The following is a 16665-nucleotide window of genomic DNA, read 5'->3' as shown; positions in this document are numbered from 1 at the left end:
GCCGGGGAAGGCCCTCCACGGTCAGGGCAGCGAGCGGAACGACCCGAAGAACGCCTTCTGGTCGGCCTCGGACGGCGCCGCGCCGTCCGCCGCGACCATGAGGCCGTGCAGCCGGTTCTTCGCGACGACGAACCGGATCTCGATTCGGGAGTCGCCCTGCGCGGAAGTGAGGGCGCGCCCGGGGAGGCCGCCGATCGTGGCCGGCTCGTCGCGCTGGATGGACGGCCCGAAGGCGTCGACGAGCCGCGTGACCTGCTCGTCGAGCACCGCCTTCACGTCCTCGCCCTTCGCGGTGACCGTGATCGCGATGAAGGAGCACCCGCCCTTGGCGCCCTTCAGGCGATAGCCGGTGAACGTCCCGTCCTCGTTCGTCTCCCGCTCCGGCTCGCCCGGGAACGCGATGGCGAACCCGGCGTCCTTCGCCACGAACTCCTTGAAGCCCGTGGCCGGCGTCGCCGGCGGGAGCGGCCGCGCCGGGGCGGCCGGCTCCGCCGCGGCCGGGGGCGCGTCCAGTTCGGCGACGGCGTGGAACGAGCCGAAGAAGGCCCGCGCGTCGGCCTCCGGGATCGCGGCGCCCCTCGGCACCCGGAGCAGGAGCAGGTAGTGCCGCCCGAAGACGACGGCGCGGCGCGCGGTGATCGCCGAGTCCGGCGTCTCGACGTCGAAGCCGCGCGCCGGCTTGCCGTCGAGCGTCGCCTGGTACTCCCGCGTGACCTTGCTGCCCTCCTCCTGCGTGACGAGCCCGAAGATCCCGTCCGCGAGCTCCTGCCCCTCCTCGCCGGCCGACACCATGAACACCGCCACGCTCGCGAGGTCGCCGTCGCGGTCGAGCATGTAGCCGCCGAGGAGCGCGCCGGCCCGGTTCTCGAGCTGGTGCTGCGGCTCGCCCGGGAACCACGCGGTGAACCCGGCGTCCTTCGCGACGACCTCCTTCCACCCGTCGGGCGGCTTCGCGCCGGCGGTGGGCGCGGCGGCGGCCTTCTTCGGCGCGCCCTTCGCGGCCGCGGGCGCGGCGGCCTTCGCCGCGGCTGCAGGCTTCGTTGCGGCGGGGCCGCTCGCGTGGCCGGCGGCGGGCACCGCGGCGGCGAGGACGACGACGAGGGCGAGGCGCTTCATGGTGGTCCTCGGGCCGAGAGGGGGCGGCGCCGCCGGTCTGCCGGCGGCGGCCGCGGACCGGCGCCTACGGGAGCGTGCGGAACGACTCGAAGAAGCCCTTCACCTCGGCGCCGGCGAGCGCCGTCGCGCCCTTCCCCATCGCCATGATCTGGTACACGCGCCCCTTCCCGAGCACGATGCGCATCGCCATTCGGCCGTCGCCGTCGTCGGCGCTGACCTCGACGTGGCGCGCGGGGAAGCCGCCGACCGTGAGCTTCTCCTCCTTCGTGATCTTCATGCCGGGCTGCTTCGACATGGCGGCGGACATCTGGTCGAGCGTCTCCGGCGGGAGGTCGCCCTCGACGCCCTGGAAGGTCATGCAGAGCACGCCGTAGCTCGTTCCCGCGGTGCCGGCGTCGACGCCGTAGGTGCGGATGGTGACCGGGCCCTGCGACGTCTCGGAGCGCTCCGGGTCGGCGGGGAGCTTCACGGCGAAGCCGGACTCCTTGACCTCGTACTCCTTCCACGCCGCGGGCTTCGCGGGCGCGGCCTTCGGCTCCGCCGGCCGGGGGGCGTCCTTGGCCTCTGCGGGCTTCGCGGCGGCCTCCTTGGCCTCCGCCGGCTTCGTGGCGGCGGCCTTGGAGGACGCGGGCTTCGGCTCGGCGGCGCCGGCCTGCGTCGCGAGGGTGAGCGGCAGCGCGAGCGCGAGCGCGCGGGCGAGAGAGATCATCGTCGGGGTCCCCTTTGGGCGCGAGATGCGCGACGGGCAGTGTGCCACGCGCCGCCGTGTGTGCAGAAGTGGCTAACGGCGCCAAAAGGCGGAGGGCCCCGCGGCAGCGCCGGGGGCCCTCCTGGAGACGACGCGACGGCTGGAGCCCGGCTACATCAGGCCCGGCTTGCCCGCCTTCCAGCGCTCGTACTCGGTGAGGAGCAGCTCGACGTGCTCCTTCTCCTCGGCCGCGAGCTCCTTGTAGAGCTGGCGCTCCACGGAGCCCTCCGGCGTCTGCGCGACGCGCTTGGTGAAGAACTCCACCGCGCGCTGCTCGAACGCGATCGCGATGCGGAACAGGTTCGCCGGATCCTCGGGCTTGTTCGCGATGCCTGCGTACACCGCGGCGCGGTCCACCTTGAAGGTGTCGGAGACGGGCGGCATCTCGGCGTGGTAGCGCCGGGAGAGCGTCGCCATGTGCTCCTTCTCCATCTCGGAGAACTTCAGGAACAGCGCCTTCAGCGCCGGATCCGACGACTCCTTCGCGGCGCGGTTGTAGAAGGCCTGGCCGCCGAGCTCGATCTCGAACGCGATGCGGATCGCGTCGAGCGCCGCGGCGCCCTCGACGCTGCGGCCGTCGAGGACCTGGAGCTTGCCGCCGCACGACGGGCACATGCCGTACGGGAAGGCGAAGCCCTCGCTCACCTTGGCGCAGTCGTCACACCGCCAGCTGAGCTGGGCGGTCGCGCAGCAGACGTACTCCTCGTCGCCCTCGATGGGCCGGTGGCACTTCGGGCAGACCTTGCCGGGCGCCTCCGAGCCCACCGCCGTCGCCCCGGAGAACTTCGCGGGCGCGATCGCGGCGAGCTGCGCGGGCGGCTGGAACGCCGCCACCTCCTCCTTGGTGATCGGCCACTTCTTGCCGTTCTTGAGGTAGGTCGCGATGGAGCGGGCGGCGCGGCGGCCGGCGCCCATCGCGAGGATGACGGTCGCGCCGCCGGTCACGATGTCACCGCCCGCGAACACGCCCGGGAGGCTCGTGGCCTGGGTCGACTCGAGCTTGCCGTCGTCGGCCGCGATGTTGCCCCACTTGTTCAGCTCGAGGCCCGGCGTCGACTGCGTGATGATCGGGTTCGCCTTGGTGCCGAGCGCGTAGATCACCGTGTCGCACTCGAGCTCCTTGAAGCGGCCCGTGGACATGGGCTTGCGGCGGCCCTTCTCGTCCGGCGCGCCGAGCTCCATCTCCTCGACCTTCATGCCCTGCACGTTGCCGTCGGCGTCGACGCGGATCTCCACCGGCGTGTGGAGGAAGAAGAAGTCGATCCCCTCCTCCTTGGCGTGCCGGAGCTCCTCGATGCGGGCCGGCGCCTCCGCCTCGCTGCGGCGGTAGACGCAGCGGACCGTCGGCGCGCCGAGACGCTTCGCGACGCGGAGGCAGTCCATCGCCGTGTTGCCGGCGCCGATGACCACCACGCTCTTGCCGAGCGAGATGGGCGTGTCGAGGTACGGGAACTTGTCGCCGCCCATCAGGTTCACGCGGGTGAGGAACTCGTTCGCGGAGTACACCTGGCCCGCGAACTCGCCGGGGATCCCGAGGAACGCCGGGGCGCCGGCGCCGACGGCGAGGAACACCGCGTCGTAGCCCTTGTCCTTGATGAGCCCCGGGACGGTGAAGGTCTTCCCGATGACCTTGTTGGTCTCGATCTTCACGCCGACGTCGACGAGCCGCTGGACCTCGCGGCTGATGATGTCGCGCGGGAGGCGGAAGGACGGGATGCCGTACTGGAGCACGCCGCCCACCACGTGGAGGGCCTCGTACACCGTGACGTCACAGCCGAACTTCACGAGGTCGGCGGCGGCGGCGAGACCGGCGGGGCCGGAGCCGCACACGGCGACCTTGCCGAGCTTCTTCTCGAAGCGGGGCGGGACGACCGGCTTCGGCTTCGCGTTGTCACCGACGAAGCGCTCGAGGCGGCCGATGCCGACCGACTCGACCTTCTTCGCGATCACGCACTGCGCCTCGCACTGCGTCTCCTGCGGGCAGACGCGGCCGCAGATCGACGGGAAGATGGAGGCCTCGTTGATCACCTCGAGGGCGCCCTCGAGGTCGCGCACCACCACGTGCCGGATGAACCGCGGGATGTCGATCTGCACCGGGCAGCCGGAGATGCAGGTCGGCTTCGCGCACTGGATGCAGCGCTCCGCCTCGCCGAGGGCGTCCTGGAGCGAGTAGCCCAGGTTCACCTCCTTGAAGTTGCGGGCGCGCTCGACGTGATCCCGCTCCGGCATCTTCGCCTGGTGCGGGGAGAGCTCCTTGATCTTGCGGTAGTTGCGCTTCTCCTCCTCGAAGAGCTGCTTCTCGAGGTTGCAGACATGCGCGTAGTCCTCGTTCGCGCGCGTCTCCTGCGCCTTGAACCGCCGCTGCCGGGCGATGAGCTCCTTGAAGTCGACCTTGTGGCCGTCGAAGTCGGGGCCGTCCACGCAGGCGAAGTTGACCTTGCCGTCCACCGTCACGCGGCAGGAGCCGCACATGCCGGTGCCGTCCACCATGATCGCGTTCAGCGAGACCATGGTCTTCACGCCGAACGGGCGGGTGGTCTCGACGCACGCGTTCATCATCGGGAGCGGGCCGATGGCGATGACGAGATCCGGCTTGTCCTTCTCGCAGATCTCCTTCAGCGCCTGCGTCACGAAGCCCGGCTTCCCGTAGGAGCCGTCGTCGGTGCAGACGATGAGGTCGTCGCAGTGCTTCTTGAACTTGTCCTCCCAGAACACGAGCTGCTTGCTCCGGAAGCCGATGATGCCGGTGGTGCGGTTCCCCGCCTCCTTGAAGGCGCGGAGCTGCGGGTACACCGGCGCGACGCCGAGGCCACCGCCGACGAGCACCACGTGCCCGACCTTCCCGATGTGCTGGGGGAGGCCGAGGGGACCCACGAAGTCCGCGAACGTGTCGCCGGTCTTGTAGTCGGTCATCATCTCGCGCGTCGTCTTTCCGAGCGCCTGGATGACCATCGTGATGGTGCCCTTCTTGCGGTCGAAATCGGCGACCGTGAGCGGGATGCGCTCGGCACCTTCGTGCAGCCGGAGCATGACGAAGTGCCCGGGCTGAGCGGATGCGGCGACGTCGGGGGCGTCGACCTCCCAGAGGAAGGTCGTATCGGAGAAGGCTTCGCGGCGAACGATGGGATACATCGGGGAGCAAACCCTCCGGAATGGGAGTGGGAGGAGGTGAGCCGACGGCCCGCGCGTCGTATCAGTCTCGGCCGGGACACGTCAAGCAAGAGCCATGAATTTTTTGGGAAAATTCAGGATGGCTCCGGTCCACTTTGACGTGGCCGGCGGCGCGCGTCGCGCCGTCCTCGCGGGGGATCTCAGCGGCTCCCCGGCAGCCGGTCCTTGAACGCGAGCTTGCCGATCGCTCCGGCGATCTCCGGGTCTCCGGGCGCGAGGGCGAGCGCCCGCCGGAGCAGCGCGAGCGCGCCGTTCACGCGGCCCGCGGCGATCTCCGCGTGGGCGAGCTCGAAGCACTCCTGGGCCGCGGACGGGCGCGGGCCCGTCGGCGCGCGCCAGCCGACGCCGGCGCCGCTGTAGTCCGGGGCGGGCGGGTGGGCGGGCGCCGCCCACGACGCGCCCCCGTCGATCCCGCGGGCGACGGAACGCGACTCGAACGGCAGCGGCGTGTACGTCCGGCGGAGGTCGCCCGGCGCGGGTGTCGGGGCCCGGGGCGGGGCCGCGACGGGGATCGGCGTGGGGGCGGGCCGCGGCGCCGGACGGGCCGCCGTGGGCGCCACGGCCCGCAGCGGCGGCGGCGTCGGCGCCGCGCGCAGCGCCTCGACGGCGAAGGTCCCCTCCAGGTCGGCGAGGATCCGCTTCCAGGACTCGGGGTGCACCGACCCGCCGCGCGCGAGCGTCAGGTGCTGGTGGGCGAGGAGCGAGAACAGGGCGCGCTGCTTCGGAGGCCAGTCGTCCCGCAGGCGAGCCATGAGCTCGCCGACCGACGTCCCGCTCCCGATGGCGCGGAGGATCGCCGCCTCGTGGCGATCGAAGTCCACCACGAAGCGCGGCGGCGGACCGAGGTAGACCATCGCGTCGACGGAGATCCGCGGAGGGATGCGCCGCACGGCCGCGAGCCCCGGAAAGGCGGCGACGAGCCGGTCGAACCAGCGCCCGCTGTCGTCGAGCGCCTCGTCGTCGAACGCGACCCCCAGCCGCCATGGCGCCTGCGCGCTCGCCCACGCGATCCGGCCGGAGATCCGCAGCGCGTCCGGCACGCGCGAGTTCGAGATGGTCAGCTTCACCGGGTCGCCCTTCTTCACCGCGCGCGGCGAGACGAGCTGGCACCCGTGCGACCCGATGTCCTCCGTCTCCGCCTCGAAGACCCCGGCCGGACAGATGACCTTGGTCGTGCACCGCGCAGGCGCGCGCGGACCCCGGCGCGGGTTCTCGATGTAGGCGACGGCCGTCATGAGCGGCAATTGTAGTACTTCGTGAACCGGGACACCGACACATGCCCCGGGTACACTGAAACGCGCACATGCAGCCCGAGCCCGCACCCGCCGCGCCGTCCCCGCCCGCGCGCGCGCCGCGGCCCACGCCGGTGAGCTGGGCGCTGCTCGCCGCCAACATCGCGGTTTTCATCTGGGTCTCGTCGCACGGCTCGACGACGGACGTGGCGACGCTGATCCGGTACGGCGCGCTCGAGCGCAACGCGGTCTGGTCGGGGCAGTGGTGGCGCCTCGTCACCGCCGCCTTCCTGCACGTCGGCGTGTTCCACCTCACCGCGAACATGGTCTTCGGCATCCCGTGGTGCCGGCAGATCGAGCGGGTCTTCGGGCCCGCCCGGTTCGCGACGCTGTACTTCGGCAGCGCCATCGCGGGGTCCGCGGCCTCGCTCCTCGGACCCGCCACCGTCTCGGCCGGCGCGTCGGGCGCGCTGTTCGGCGTCATCGGCGCGGCGCTCGCGCTGCACCGGCGCGCCCTCGGGAGCTGGGGCGAGTTCTTCCGGAACCGCGGGTCGCAGCAGGTGCTGCTCAACCTCGCCGTGCTCGCGGTCGTCGGGAAGTTCGTGCCGATCGATCAGTTCGCGCACCTCGGCGGCTTCCTCACCGGCGCCGCGTGGGGCTGGATCGCAACGCGGCCCTGGCCGCGGCGGACCTGGCCGTGGATCGCGCTCGCCGGCGCCGTCGCGATCGTGGTGGCGCTCGCGCTGTACCCGCGGTGGCGGGCCACGGTGCGCGCGCAGGAGGAGATCGCGAATGCGCTGCAGCGGCGAGACGTGCCGTCAGCCCGAGCCCTCCTCGACGCGGCGCGCGGCGACAAGCTCGACACGCCCGGGCTGGACTTCCAGGAAGCACAGATCCGCGCGCTCGAGGGGGATCTCGAGGGCGCCCTCGCGAAGCTCGAGCCCCTCGAGAAGGCGACGGAGGGCGAGGGCCGGTCCGAGGTGAGCCGCCTGCTGGCCGAGGTCGAGCGCGTCCTCGGGACGCGGCTGGTCCTGGGCGCAGGCTTGCCCGCCGATCCCGGCCGCGGCCGGAAGCTCCTCGACGACGCCTGCCAGCGAGGCAACGCGAAGGCGTGCAGCACGGCGAGGGAGCTCGCGCCGGTGGCGCCGTGAGCTCGAGCGCGCTCCCCCACCGCCCGGCGGGGCCGCCAGCGTGAGCGACGGTTCGCCGACCTCCCCGCGCGGGTGGCGGCGAGCGAGCCGCGCGGCGGACGCCTCGGCGCGGCGCTAGCACTCCGCCATGCGCGCGATGGTGATCGGCCGCTTCGGCGGCCCCGACGTGTTCGAGCCCCGGGACATCCCCCGACCGGTGCCCGGGCCGGGCGAGCTGCTCGTCCGCGTGGTCGCGTCCGGCACGAACCCCGTGGACGCGAAGCTCCGGCACGACGGGTCCTGGGCCCGGCTCACGCCGCCCGTGGTGCTCGGCTACGATGCCTCGGGGGTCGTCGAGGCGGTCGGCCCGGGCGTGAAGGCGTTCGGCGCGGGCGACGAGGTGTATTACACGCCGGAGATCTTCGGGAACGCGCTCGGGACGTACGCCGAGTACAACGTCGTCCCGGCGGCGATCGTCGCGCGGAAGCCGGCGCGCCTGACGCACGTCGAGGCCGCCGCGATGCCGCTCGCGGCGGGCACCGCGTACGACGCCATCGTGCGCCGGCTCGCCGTCCGCCCCGGCGAGACCGTGCTCGTCCACGGCGGCGCGGGCGGCGTCGGGTCCTTCGCGGTGCAGCTCGCGCGCGCGAGCGGCGCGCGGGTCATCGCGACCGCCGGCCCCGAGAACCAGGCAACGCTCCGGAGCGTCGGCGCGGACGTCTGCGTCGACTACCGCCGCGAGGATCCGGCGGAGGTCGCGCTCCGCGAGACCGGCGGCGCCGGCGTGGACGCGGTGTTCTCGACCGCCGGCGGCGAGACCATCGCGCGGAGCCTGGCCGCGACGCGCCCGGGCGGGCGGCTCGCGACGATCCTCGGCGTCTCGGGCGAGCTCTCGCCGCTGTACCCGCGGAACCTGACGCTCCACGGCGTGTTCCTCACGCGCGAGGGCGCGCGCCTCGTCGAGCTCGCGCGGCTCGTGGACCAGGGGAAGCTCGTGCCGCTCGTGGATCAGGTGCTGCCGCTCGATCGCGTCTCGGACGCCCACCGGCGGCTCGACTCCGGCCACGGCCGCGGGAAGATCGTCCTGCAGGTCGGCTGAGCGCCGGCGATCACGCGGCGGCGGCGACCGTCGCGGCCCGGAGCAGCGCGTCCAGGGCGCGCTCGATCGGGAACGGCTTGCGGAGGTGCTCGCGGACGCCGCGCGGCGGCGCGTTGTGCGACGCCGTCATGCTCACCACGGGCACCCCCTCGCTCGGCGTGCCCCGCAGCCGCTCGAGGAGCTCCGGCCCGGAGAGGCGCGGCAGGCAGAGATCGAGGAGGATCACGGCAGGCGGGCCACGGCGCGCGATGCGCTCGAGCGCGTCCTGCCCGTCCACGGCGAGCTCCACCTCGCCGAGGACCGAGAGCGTCTCCCCGAGCAGCTCGCGGATGTCCGCCTCGTCCTCGACGACCAGGATCCGACCCTGGAGCTCGCTCATTCCCTCGCCTCCGGACCTCGAGCCAGATTGCGCGCCGGGGAATACCGCCTCAGCGCGCCGTCGCACAAGGCGTGGAGGGTGCCCAGATGGAGCGAATGCGCGGATCCACTGGGGTTCCACGCACTGTCCACAGCGGGACGCCCGGCCCATGTGGAGATCTCGTCCCATCCGTGGCCGAGGGCGAGGTGCGCCGCGGACCCACACGCTGGACGAGCGCCCGCCCCCTCGCGCGTCGCCTCTGGTCGCCCGGGGGCGACGCGCGCGGGGCGTCCGCAGCGCGATTCACGGAACGTCACGCGGGCGACGCCGGCGTCAGCCGTCGGCCACGGCGTCGTAGCCTCGACCGACGAGCTGCAGGAGGCAGAAGCCGTGTCCGAACGGGTCCGCGAGGACCGCCATCCGGCCCCACGCATGCTCGGAGGGCGGTTCCTCGAGGCGCGCACCCGCCGCGACCGCCCGCGCCAGCGCCGCGTCGAGATCGTCGGCGACGAAGTCGAGGTGGATCGGCGTCCAGTGGCGATCGTACCCGCGTCGGGAGCCGGCGCCGGGGAACGGGACCGTCCCGGCGGGCTTCGCGAGGAGGTAGATCGGGGCATCCGCGCCGAGCAGCTCGACTCCTGCGGCCCCGAAGCGGCGCCCGACGCGGAGCCCGAGGGCGGCGACGTAGAACGCGGTGGCTCGGCCGAGGTCGTCGACGTCGACGTTCACGAGGAGGCGCATGCCCGCTTCCTGGGCGGGGCGGGCCACGCCCCGCAACCACCTCCGGGGTTCGCGGGACGCTCCCGTTCCGACCCGCCGCCGCGGGACTTGCCTCGCTCGCGCCTGTGGGAGATCGTGGGCCTGCATGGTCGATGAACGCCCCACGTCGACGGACTGGACCCGGGAGCTGGTGCTGGACAACCAGGACATGGACCGGCAGCACGCGGTCCTGTTCGCCCGGCTCACGGCGGTGTCCGAGCTGCTCGACGGCGGACCGCGACCCGAGCTCGAGCGGGCCGTCGCGGCGCTCGCCGACGACCTCATGGCCCACCTCGCCTCCGAGGAGGCGCTGATGGAGGAGACGCTCTACCCGGAGCGCGCGCGCCACAAGTCTGCGCACGAGCTGTTCGTGGCCGACTTCCTCCAGATGCGCGAGGAGCTCCGCGAGAAGGGGCCGACGCCGCCCGTCACCGAGTGGCTGCGGATCCGCATCCCGGAGTGGCTCCGGTTCCACGTCCGCGTGAACGACGCTCCGTTCGCCGCGTACCTCGCCCGCCGGCGCCCGCAGCCGGGCGACGCGCGCCAGCGCAAGGGAGACGGCCGGCGCCTGTCGTGACCGCGCACGTCCTCGTCCTGCGCGCGCCGGGGTTCGGCTGAGGCCCGGTGGCGGGCCTCGGCTGAGGCACCGCCCTCGCGCCCGTGATGGCGCGGCTCGCGGCGATCGACGGGGTGGCCGAGGCGCGCGTGGACGCGACCGGGCGCCACTTCCTCGTCGTGGTCGCGCCGGGCGCCGGGGACGCCGAGGTGGAGCGGCGCGCGATCGAGGCGCTCGGCGGCCGCGCGGCCCGGCTCGACGACGCCGCGGCGCGGGCGCAGCTCGCGGCGCGACCGCGAGGCGATCCGTGGTTCTCCGCCGCCGAGACGCTCGCGCTCTGCTACGTCGAGGCGCGTGTGCTCGCGGCCCGCGCCGGGAGCGCGGCGGCCGCCGCGGCGGGGCTCGGCGCGGACGACGAGGCGCGCGTCGCGGAGGTCGCGCGCGTGGCGCTCTTCGCGGTGATGGAGCGGGTGCACGCCGAGGGCGGCCGGCCGTCGTCGGGCTGGTTCGCCGGCGCCTGGCCGGGGATCGCCCGCGAGGTGGCGGCCGCGTGCAGGACCTTCCTCCCCCCGGCGGTCGCCGACGCGGTCGCGTCCGCGCTCGCGCGGCAGCACGCGGCATGCTGAGCCCGGGACGGGCTCACCACCCACGGTCGTCGCCGGTCAGAGGTGCGCCGGCGCCGCCGGCACGGCCGGCAGCAGCTCCTCCACCTCGCGGCGCAGGAGCCAGTCGTCCGGGAACGCGGCGGCGGCGTCGCGGATCGCGAGGAGCCGCTCCGGCGTCGCCTCGCCCGCCTCGCGCAGCCGACGCAGCTCGGCGTAGAGCGCGGCGAGGCGGGGCGGCAGCGCGGCGGCCTTCCGGGCCCGGGCCCGGGCCTCGCCCTCGCCCGCGGTGAACGAGGACAGCTCGCCGAACCAGCGATCCCACGCGCCGGGATCCGCCGGGCCGCCGGCCACGGAGCGCAGGTCCTCGGACGCGAAGAGGAGGGCCCACGACGGCAGCTCCATCGGCCGGCCTCCGCGGACGCCGCGCAGGTGGACGACCTCGCCGCCGCCCACCGCGAAGCCGGAGAGGACGACGTCGCCGGGGAGCGCCACCTCGAACGCGCCGCGCTCCGGGATGGCCGCGCGCCCGAAGGCCACCACCACCTCGCCCGGCCAGGGCCGCCCCTCGGCCCGCCCGCCGCGGGAGACGAGCACCGGTCCCTCCAGCCGCACGAGGGCGGTCGCGAGCCCCGGCGCGACGGGCTCCCCCGGGAAGCGCTCCACGACCTTGCCGGACAGCTCCCGGCCGCCGGAGAGGACGAGGTGGTTCACCGTCCGGGCGCGGCGCGCCTCGTCCAGGCCATGGTCGCCGCCGCGGCGCCACGACAGCGTCGCCGTGAACGCGTCGAGCACCTCGAAGAGCTGATCGAAGTCCCGCGCCACGAAGAGCTGCGGCTGCATCCGGGTGATGTCGTAGGCGACGTCGGCGCAGGCCGCGGTGAGCGGCAGCTTCCGCACCGCGGGCGTGAGGCAGTGGACCGCCTCGCCGATGGACGAGAGGAGCCCGGCGCCGTACAGCCTCGGCGCCTCCGGCGTGCCGACGAGGCCGTACTCCGCCGTCCACCAGTAGAGCCGGCTCGCCCGCGTGGACTCCGACGCGTAGCGCACGCTCGCCGCGGCGGCGGCGAGCCGCTCCTCCGCGAGGCGACCCTCGGCCTCGGACGCGGCCGGGTCCTCCTTCACCACCGAGAGGTTCCGGATCGCCTCGAAGACGGCCTGGTCCTCCGCCGACGCGATGGCGCGGAACCCCACCTCGCCGGCGCGGCGGAGGTACCCGGCGTAGGTCGGATCCGCGATGAAGGGCGCGTGCCCGGCGCTCTCGTGCACGATGTCCGGCGCGGGCGTGTACTCGATGTGCTCGTGGGTCCGGATGTCCGCGGCGATGGCGAGGACGCGCCGGCTCTGGAGCTCGGTGAAGACGGCCGGCGGGATGAACCCGCGGACCGCCACCGCCGACCACCCCACCCGCTCGAGCTTCCGGTTCATCTCGTCGAGGCTCGGGATCCGCTCGACGTCGATGCCCGTCGCCTCGAGGCCGGCGAGGTAGCGCGGGTGCGCCACGTCGCGGAGGTGCGCCGTCAGGCGGCGGAGGACGTGCCTCCAGACCGCGTGATCGCGCGGCGTGTAGGCGGCGTAGTCCTGCCCGACGACGTACCGCCGGAGGTGTGGCGGGAGCCCCGCGATCGCGCGCTCGGTCGGGGTCATCGGACCGCTCCTTTCCGGAGGAAATGTGGTGCCGGTCCGGCGGGCGGGCAGGCGCCGGCGACCACCTCGGCTCCTAACGCGCGCTCGTCCGCCCGGCTCGGTTCAGGTGGTCTCGACGCGGCCCGACGCGACGCGCCAGCGGGCCGTCGTGCAGCGCTCCGCGAAGGCGTCGTCGTGCGTCACGACGAGGAGCGCGCCGGGATACGCGGCGAGCGCCGCCTCGAGCCGCTCCACGGTCGGGAGATCGAGGTGGTTCGTCGGCTCGTCCAGGACGAGCGCCCAGGCGTGGCGGCCGAGCCCGAGCGCGAGGAGGAGCTTGCGCGTCTCCCCGGGCGACGGCGCGCCCGAGGCGAGGAGCCGGGCGGGATCGCTCCCGAGCGCGGCGACGAGCGCGAGCACCCGCCCCTTCACGTCCGGGGCGAGGGCGCGGACCGCGTCGAGGAGCCGCGCGCCGGCGTCCGCCGGGAGCTCCTGCGGGAGGTGCAGCACGCGGTCCGGCGGAAGCGTCGAGGCCGCGAGCAGGGCCTCGACGAGCGTGGTCTTCCCGGCACCGTTCGGGCCGGCGATCCGGATCCGGTCCTCGCGGCCCAGCCGCACCCGGACGTCGCGGAGGACGGTCACGGAGCCGGCGCGGACCTCGGCGGCCTCGAGGGACAGGAGCACCGGCCGCGGCGCCCGCTCCCACCCGAGCGCCACGGCGCGGCCGACCTCGGGGTCTGCGGGCGCGTCCGCGATCGCGTCCCGCGCGCGCTCGGCCGCGCCGCGCAGCCGGCCGACGTCGCCGCCGAGCCGCGCCTCGGCCCACGCGCGGAGCGTCTTCGCGCCGAGCGTGCGGCCGTCGCGATCCTTGGGATCGCGGCGGCGGCCGCTCATCGCGCGCTCCGCGGCCTCGCGGGCCCGCCGCGCGTCGGCGAGCCGGGCCGCAGCGGCGCGCGCCTCGGCCTGCGCTTCCGCGCGGCGGCTCCAGGCCTCACGCGCCTCGGCCTCCCACTGCGCGCGGGCCGCGCCGTACGCCGCCTCGTAGAGGCGGGCCTCGCCGCGCCGGAGCCGGACGGTGCGCGGCGCGAGCGCCTCGAGGAGCGCGCGATCGTGGGAGACGATCACGCCGATGCCCCGGAACCTCCGGAGCGCTCCCGCGAGCAGGCCGCGCGCCTCCTCGTCGACGTGGTTCGTCGGCTCGTCCACGAGGAGGACGTCGGGCTCCTCCGCGAGCGCGGCGCCGACCTGCCACCGCTTCCGCTCGCCGGGCGAGAGCGTCTCCCAGCGCGGGAGCGCGCCGGCGTCCAGCGCGAGCGCGCCGCGGAGGCGCCGCGCCAGCCCGTCGTCGCGAGCGGCGAGCGCCGCGGGCCCCTCGCCCGGCGCGTCGACGCGCTGCGGGCAGAGGACGACGCGGGCGCCGCCCGGGTCGACGCGGACGCGCCCGCGCTGCGGGGCGAGGTGGCCCGCGACGAGGGCGAGCAGCGTGGACTTCCCGGCGCCGTTCTCCCCGACGAGCGCGGTCCAGCCCGGCGGGAAGTGGAGGTCGACGTCGGCGAGGATCGGGGCCGCGTCCGCGTGGGCGAACGTGACCCGCTCGAGGCGGATCGAGGGCATGCGTGCTCCGGGGCGATCGGCGGCCCCGCGCGAGGTCGCGGCGGGGCCGGCGTGAGGTGCGGCGGGTTCGGATCGCTCGGATCAGGCGCGCATCGGAGCGCCGGGGTGACGGCGCAGCGCCCTTCTATCGCGGCGCATCGCGAGCCGCAACGGCGCCGCGCCTCACCCGCGCACGGCCCGTGGTCCCGCCAGGAGGCGCACCGGGAAGAGGAGGATCGCGCGCAGGAGCGCCAGGACGCCGTCCACCGCGATGCCGAGCACGCGGAACGGGAGCAGGAGCAGCCAGACCAGCGGGTAGGCGAACAGCACCAGGACTGCGACCGGCCAGCAGACGACCAGGAGCAGCACCCACAGGATGAAGGCGACCATGCTCTCCCCTACGGAGAGCGGTCGGGATAAATTTCGGCGGCTAGCCGTGCGGTCGAGCTTGCCCCCGCCGGGGGGCGTCGTTAGACACCCCGGAGCCCGCATGAGCACGACTCCCATCAAGGTCCTGGTGGTCGACGACAACGCCGCGCTGCGGGAGAACCTGGCCGAGTGCCTGGAGGTCGAGGGGTACGCCGTTTCCGTCGCGAGCGACGGCACGACCGCGCTGGCGCTGCTGGAGCAGGAGCCGCTGCCGAGCGTGGTGCTGCTCGACCTGATGATGCCCGGGATGGACGGCCGGGCGCTCGCGGCGGCGATCCGCGGCAACCCGCGGCTCGGCGGCGTCCGGCTGGTCCTCACCACCGGCCATCCGAACGCCAAGGCGCGCGCCGGGATCGCTGCGGACGCGGTGCTCGCGAAGCCGTTCGGGGTGAAGGAGCTGCTCGCGGCGATCACGCAGGTGGTCGCCTGAGGGCTCCGCCGGGCCCCGGGCACGGCGCGCGGTCACGCGCTCGAGCGTGGCCGGCCGCACCCGGGGTCGAGGCTCACGCCGCCCGGAGCGGACGCGCTTCCGGCGCGGCGACCGCCGCTCTCTCGACCTGCTGATTCGCCTCCCACCGCGCGTGCAGCGCCGGCTCGAAGCGCGTGTACTCGCAGCGGCCGCAGCGCCAGACGTGCGTCGGCAGGTGGGACGCTCCGGACTGATCGAGCTGCCCGTCGGAACGGACGAGCACGCCATCGCGGCACATCGGGCACGGGACGTCGGACATCGCGACTCCTCCCCCACGGGCGACACCTGGAGCCCCTGCTTCGGACGTGCCGCATTCAGGCGTCGCGCAACTCCGCGAAACGGCGTGCGCCGGCGCGTGCCTACCGCGCACGGGGTGCGCAGCCGAGCGCGCACCGCGAACGTTTTCACGCGGAGCGGACACGCACCGACACCGGAGGAGCCGGTGCGCGGCGGGCCGGCCGGGCGCCGCGGCTCAGGTCCGCCCCGGCCCGGGTGGCGCGGCGGGAGCGAGGCGCTCGAAGCGATCGTCGGCGGGCGCGCCCGCCTCGAGCGAGCGCCAGAGCCACTCGAGCACGCCCTCGGCGGAGAAGCGCCCGGCGATCGCGGCGGCGCGGAGCCGGACGCCGCGCTGCGCCTCCGGCGTGGAGAGCTCGGCGACGGCCGCCCGGAACGCGGCCGGATCGTAGGGGACCACGGCGCCCAGGCCGTGCGCGGAGACGAAGCGCGCCGCGGCGGTCCGGGGACTCCCGAGGACGACCACCGGCGCGTGCGCCGCGGCCACGGCGAAGACGATCCGGCTCGGGAGGCTGAACCGCGAGATGCCGGGGCGGTCGTCGGCCTCGTCGAGCGTGCCCGAGGGCACGACGACGTAGGGCGCCGCCCGCAGCCGCTCGACGAAGACCGGCTCGGGCAGCGCGCCGACCGCCTCCACGCCGTCCGCGGCCAGCGCCTCGCGATCGAACCCCGCCCAGAAGGTCGAGAGGCCCGCCGGGCTCGACCAGTCGAGCCGGATCCCGGTGCCGCGGACGGTGCGGCGCAGGTCCTGGTACCAGCGCGCTCCCCAGATGTTGCCGATCACCATCGGGCGGCCCGTGGCGGGGACGTCCTCGCCGCCCGGCGGGCGGACGCGGTCGGCGGCGACGAGCGGAGGGGCGAACCAGACCGGGCGGCGGTACTTCTCCGCGTACGCGTCCCGCAGCTCGGGCGAGATGGCGAACGCGACGGCGCTCTTCGCGAGCAGCTCCGCGACGAGGTCGTCGGGGATGGACGGCTCGAGGAGGTTCTGATCGTCCATGATCCACGTGACGAGCGGCGCCGCGTGCGCGTCGTGGAGCGCGAGCGCGGTGAGGACGTCGTCCGGGTAGTACGGCACGCACAGGACGCGGCGGACCTCGACGCCGCGGAGCGCGCGGGCGACGCGGCGCCGGACGGCGGCGCGGGACCGTCCGCGACGGTGGCTCACCCGCACCGCGAGGGCGCCGAAGTCCTGGCGGCCGTCGTAGTCGTCGCGGGACCGGATCGTGACGACGCCGGTGCCGTCGCCGAAGAGCGTCCGGAGCAGCACGCCGACGCCGTGGCGCTCGTTCACCTCGACGTGGGTGACGATGGCGTCGAGCGGGCGGGGGGGGCCGCGCGAGAGGCCGAGGAGCCTCGCGAGGCGCGCACGGATCGCGTCGATGGGCGGACGTTCGTTCATGCGCTCGGGAGGGCGCGACGCTAGCAGCGCACGGGTGCGGGCTCAAGCGCCGGGCGAGGAACTCCGGGCTATACTCCGCGG

The 16665-nt window shown here is 74.8% G+C and carries 16 protein-coding genes; 5 read left to right on the top strand and 11 right to left on the bottom strand.

Annotation, left to right across the window (positions count from 1 at the left end; translation table 11 throughout):
- Nucleotides 1-21: 21 nt before the first annotated feature.
- From AMOR_RS24285 to AMOR_RS24270, 4 genes are all read right to left on the bottom strand, one after another.
- Nucleotides 22-1116, bottom strand: coding sequence for a DcrB/PsbP domain-containing protein (locus AMOR_RS24285; RefSeq protein ID WP_248355010.1), 1095 nt, complete (start codon nt 1114-1116; stop codon nt 22-24).
- 64 nt (nt 1117-1180) lie between these two features.
- A complete protein-coding gene (locus AMOR_RS24280; RefSeq protein ID WP_248355008.1) occupies nt 1181-1825 on the bottom strand; it encodes a hypothetical protein in 645 nt (214 codons plus the stop codon).
- Nucleotides 1826-1975: 150 nt separating this feature from the next.
- Nucleotides 1976-4996 carry an NADPH-dependent glutamate synthase gene (gltA, locus tag AMOR_RS24275; RefSeq protein WP_248355006.1) on the bottom strand — a complete coding sequence of 1007 codons (3021 nt, stop codon included), beginning with the start codon at nt 4994-4996 and terminating at the stop codon, nt 1976-1978.
- A gap of 179 nt (nt 4997-5175) precedes the next feature.
- On the bottom strand, nt 5176-6270 hold the full coding sequence (locus AMOR_RS24270) for a PilZ domain-containing protein (RefSeq protein ID WP_248355004.1): 1095 nt from the start codon (nt 6268-6270) through the stop codon (nt 5176-5178).
- A gap of 68 nt (nt 6271-6338) precedes the next feature.
- Between AMOR_RS24270 and AMOR_RS24265 the strand changes: the two genes are divergently transcribed.
- Both AMOR_RS24265 and AMOR_RS24260 read left to right on the top strand, forming a co-directional pair.
- On the top strand, nt 6339-7418 hold the full coding sequence (locus AMOR_RS24265) for a rhomboid family protein (RefSeq protein ID WP_248355002.1): 1080 nt from the start codon (nt 6339-6341) through the stop codon (nt 7416-7418).
- 127 nt (nt 7419-7545) lie between these two features.
- The gene (locus AMOR_RS24260; RefSeq protein ID WP_248355000.1) at nt 7546-8496 is read left to right on the top strand and encodes a zinc-dependent alcohol dehydrogenase family protein; all 951 of its coding nucleotides are present in this window, start codon (nt 7546-7548) and stop codon (nt 8494-8496) included.
- 10 nt (nt 8497-8506) lie between these two features.
- Here the strand turns inward: AMOR_RS24260 and AMOR_RS24255 are convergent, their stop codons facing one another.
- Both AMOR_RS24255 and AMOR_RS24250 read right to left on the bottom strand, forming a co-directional pair.
- Entirely contained in the window at nt 8507-8875 is a 369-nt protein-coding gene (locus AMOR_RS24255; RefSeq protein ID WP_248354998.1) for a response regulator, read from the bottom strand.
- 312 nt (nt 8876-9187) lie between these two features.
- Nucleotides 9188-9622 carry a VOC family protein gene (locus tag AMOR_RS24250; protein WP_318653827.1) on the bottom strand — a complete coding sequence of 145 codons (435 nt, stop codon included), beginning with the start codon at nt 9620-9622 and terminating at the stop codon, nt 9188-9190.
- A 97-nt stretch (nt 9623-9719) separates the two neighbouring features.
- Between AMOR_RS24250 and AMOR_RS24245 the strand changes: the two genes are divergently transcribed.
- Together AMOR_RS24245 and AMOR_RS24240 are read left to right on the top strand one after the other, a co-directional pair.
- Nucleotides 9720-10190, top strand: a complete 471-nt coding sequence (locus AMOR_RS24245) for a bacteriohemerythrin (protein WP_248354996.1) — start codon at nt 9720-9722, stop codon at nt 10188-10190.
- A gap of 86 nt (nt 10191-10276) precedes the next feature.
- A complete protein-coding gene (locus AMOR_RS24240) occupies nt 10277-10795 on the top strand; it encodes a hypothetical protein (protein WP_248354994.1) in 519 nt (172 codons plus the stop codon).
- 36 nt (nt 10796-10831) lie between these two features.
- Here the strand turns inward: AMOR_RS24240 and AMOR_RS24235 are convergent, their stop codons facing one another.
- From AMOR_RS24235 to AMOR_RS24225, 3 genes are all read right to left on the bottom strand, one after another.
- The gene (locus AMOR_RS24235) at nt 10832-12418 is read right to left on the bottom strand and encodes an aromatic amino acid hydroxylase (protein WP_248354992.1); all 1587 of its coding nucleotides are present in this window, start codon (nt 12416-12418) and stop codon (nt 10832-10834) included.
- Between the two features lie 102 nt (nt 12419-12520).
- Nucleotides 12521-14011, bottom strand: coding sequence for an ATP-binding cassette domain-containing protein (locus AMOR_RS24230; RefSeq protein ID WP_248354990.1), 1491 nt, complete (start codon nt 14009-14011; stop codon nt 12521-12523).
- Nucleotides 14012-14173: 162 nt separating this feature from the next.
- Nucleotides 14174-14380, bottom strand: coding sequence for a hypothetical protein (locus tag AMOR_RS24225; RefSeq protein ID WP_248354988.1), 207 nt, complete (start codon nt 14378-14380; stop codon nt 14174-14176).
- A gap of 100 nt (nt 14381-14480) precedes the next feature.
- Here AMOR_RS24225 and AMOR_RS24220 point away from each other — a divergent pair, with 100 nt between their 5' ends.
- The gene (locus AMOR_RS24220; protein ID WP_248354986.1) at nt 14481-14849 is read left to right on the top strand and encodes a response regulator; all 369 of its coding nucleotides are present in this window, start codon (nt 14481-14483) and stop codon (nt 14847-14849) included.
- A gap of 73 nt (nt 14850-14922) precedes the next feature.
- Here the strand turns inward: AMOR_RS24220 and AMOR_RS24215 are convergent, their stop codons facing one another.
- Both AMOR_RS24215 and AMOR_RS24210 read right to left on the bottom strand, forming a co-directional pair.
- A complete protein-coding gene (locus tag AMOR_RS24215; RefSeq protein WP_248354984.1) occupies nt 14923-15147 on the bottom strand; it encodes a hypothetical protein in 225 nt (74 codons plus the stop codon).
- Between the two features lie 213 nt (nt 15148-15360).
- Nucleotides 15361-16584, bottom strand: coding sequence for a hypothetical protein (locus AMOR_RS24210; protein WP_248354982.1), 1224 nt, complete (start codon nt 16582-16584; stop codon nt 15361-15363).
- Nucleotides 16585-16665: the final 81 nt, after the last annotated feature.

Source organism: Anaeromyxobacter oryzae, assembly GCF_023169945.1.
GTDB classification, from domain to species: Bacteria; Myxococcota; Myxococcia; order Myxococcales; family Anaeromyxobacteraceae; genus Anaeromyxobacter; species Anaeromyxobacter oryzae.
Note: the sequence above shows the minus strand (reverse complement) of the source record. Positions and strands in the feature narration are given on the sequence as shown.

Coding starts and splice junctions, on each gene's coding strand:
- AMOR_RS24285 (WP_248355010.1), bottom strand. CDS start 1,116: ATGAAGCGCCTCGCCCTCGTCGTCGTCCTCGCCGCCGCGGTGCCCGCC.
- AMOR_RS24280 (WP_248355008.1), bottom strand. CDS start 1,825: ATGATCTCTCTCGCCCGCGCGCTCGCGCTCGCGCTGCCGCTCACCCTC.
- gltA (WP_248355006.1), bottom strand. CDS start 4,996: ATGTATCCCATCGTTCGCCGCGAAGCCTTCTCCGATACGACCTTCCTC.
- AMOR_RS24270 (WP_248355004.1), bottom strand. CDS start 6,270: ATGACGGCCGTCGCCTACATCGAGAACCCGCGCCGGGGTCCGCGCGCG.
- AMOR_RS24265 (WP_248355002.1), top strand. CDS start 6,339: ATGCAGCCCGAGCCCGCACCCGCCGCGCCGTCCCCGCCCGCGCGCGCG.
- AMOR_RS24260 (WP_248355000.1), top strand. CDS start 7,546: ATGCGCGCGATGGTGATCGGCCGCTTCGGCGGCCCCGACGTGTTCGAG.
- AMOR_RS24255 (WP_248354998.1), bottom strand. CDS start 8,875: ATGAGCGAGCTCCAGGGTCGGATCCTGGTCGTCGAGGACGAGGCGGAC.
- AMOR_RS24245 (WP_248354996.1), top strand. CDS start 9,720: ATGGTCGATGAACGCCCCACGTCGACGGACTGGACCCGGGAGCTGGTG.
- AMOR_RS24240 (WP_248354994.1), top strand. CDS start 10,277: ATGGCGCGGCTCGCGGCGATCGACGGGGTGGCCGAGGCGCGCGTGGAC.
- AMOR_RS24235 (WP_248354992.1), bottom strand. CDS start 12,418: ATGACCCCGACCGAGCGCGCGATCGCGGGGCTCCCGCCACACCTCCGG.
- AMOR_RS24230 (WP_248354990.1), bottom strand. CDS start 14,011: ATGCCCTCGATCCGCCTCGAGCGGGTCACGTTCGCCCACGCGGACGCG.
- AMOR_RS24225 (WP_248354988.1), bottom strand. CDS start 14,380: ATGGTCGCCTTCATCCTGTGGGTGCTGCTCCTGGTCGTCTGCTGGCCG.
- AMOR_RS24220 (WP_248354986.1), top strand. CDS start 14,481: ATGAGCACGACTCCCATCAAGGTCCTGGTGGTCGACGACAACGCCGCG.
- AMOR_RS24215 (WP_248354984.1), bottom strand. CDS start 15,147: ATGTCCGACGTCCCGTGCCCGATGTGCCGCGATGGCGTGCTCGTCCGT.
- AMOR_RS24210 (WP_248354982.1), bottom strand. CDS start 16,584: ATGAACGAACGTCCGCCCATCGACGCGATCCGTGCGCGCCTCGCGAGG.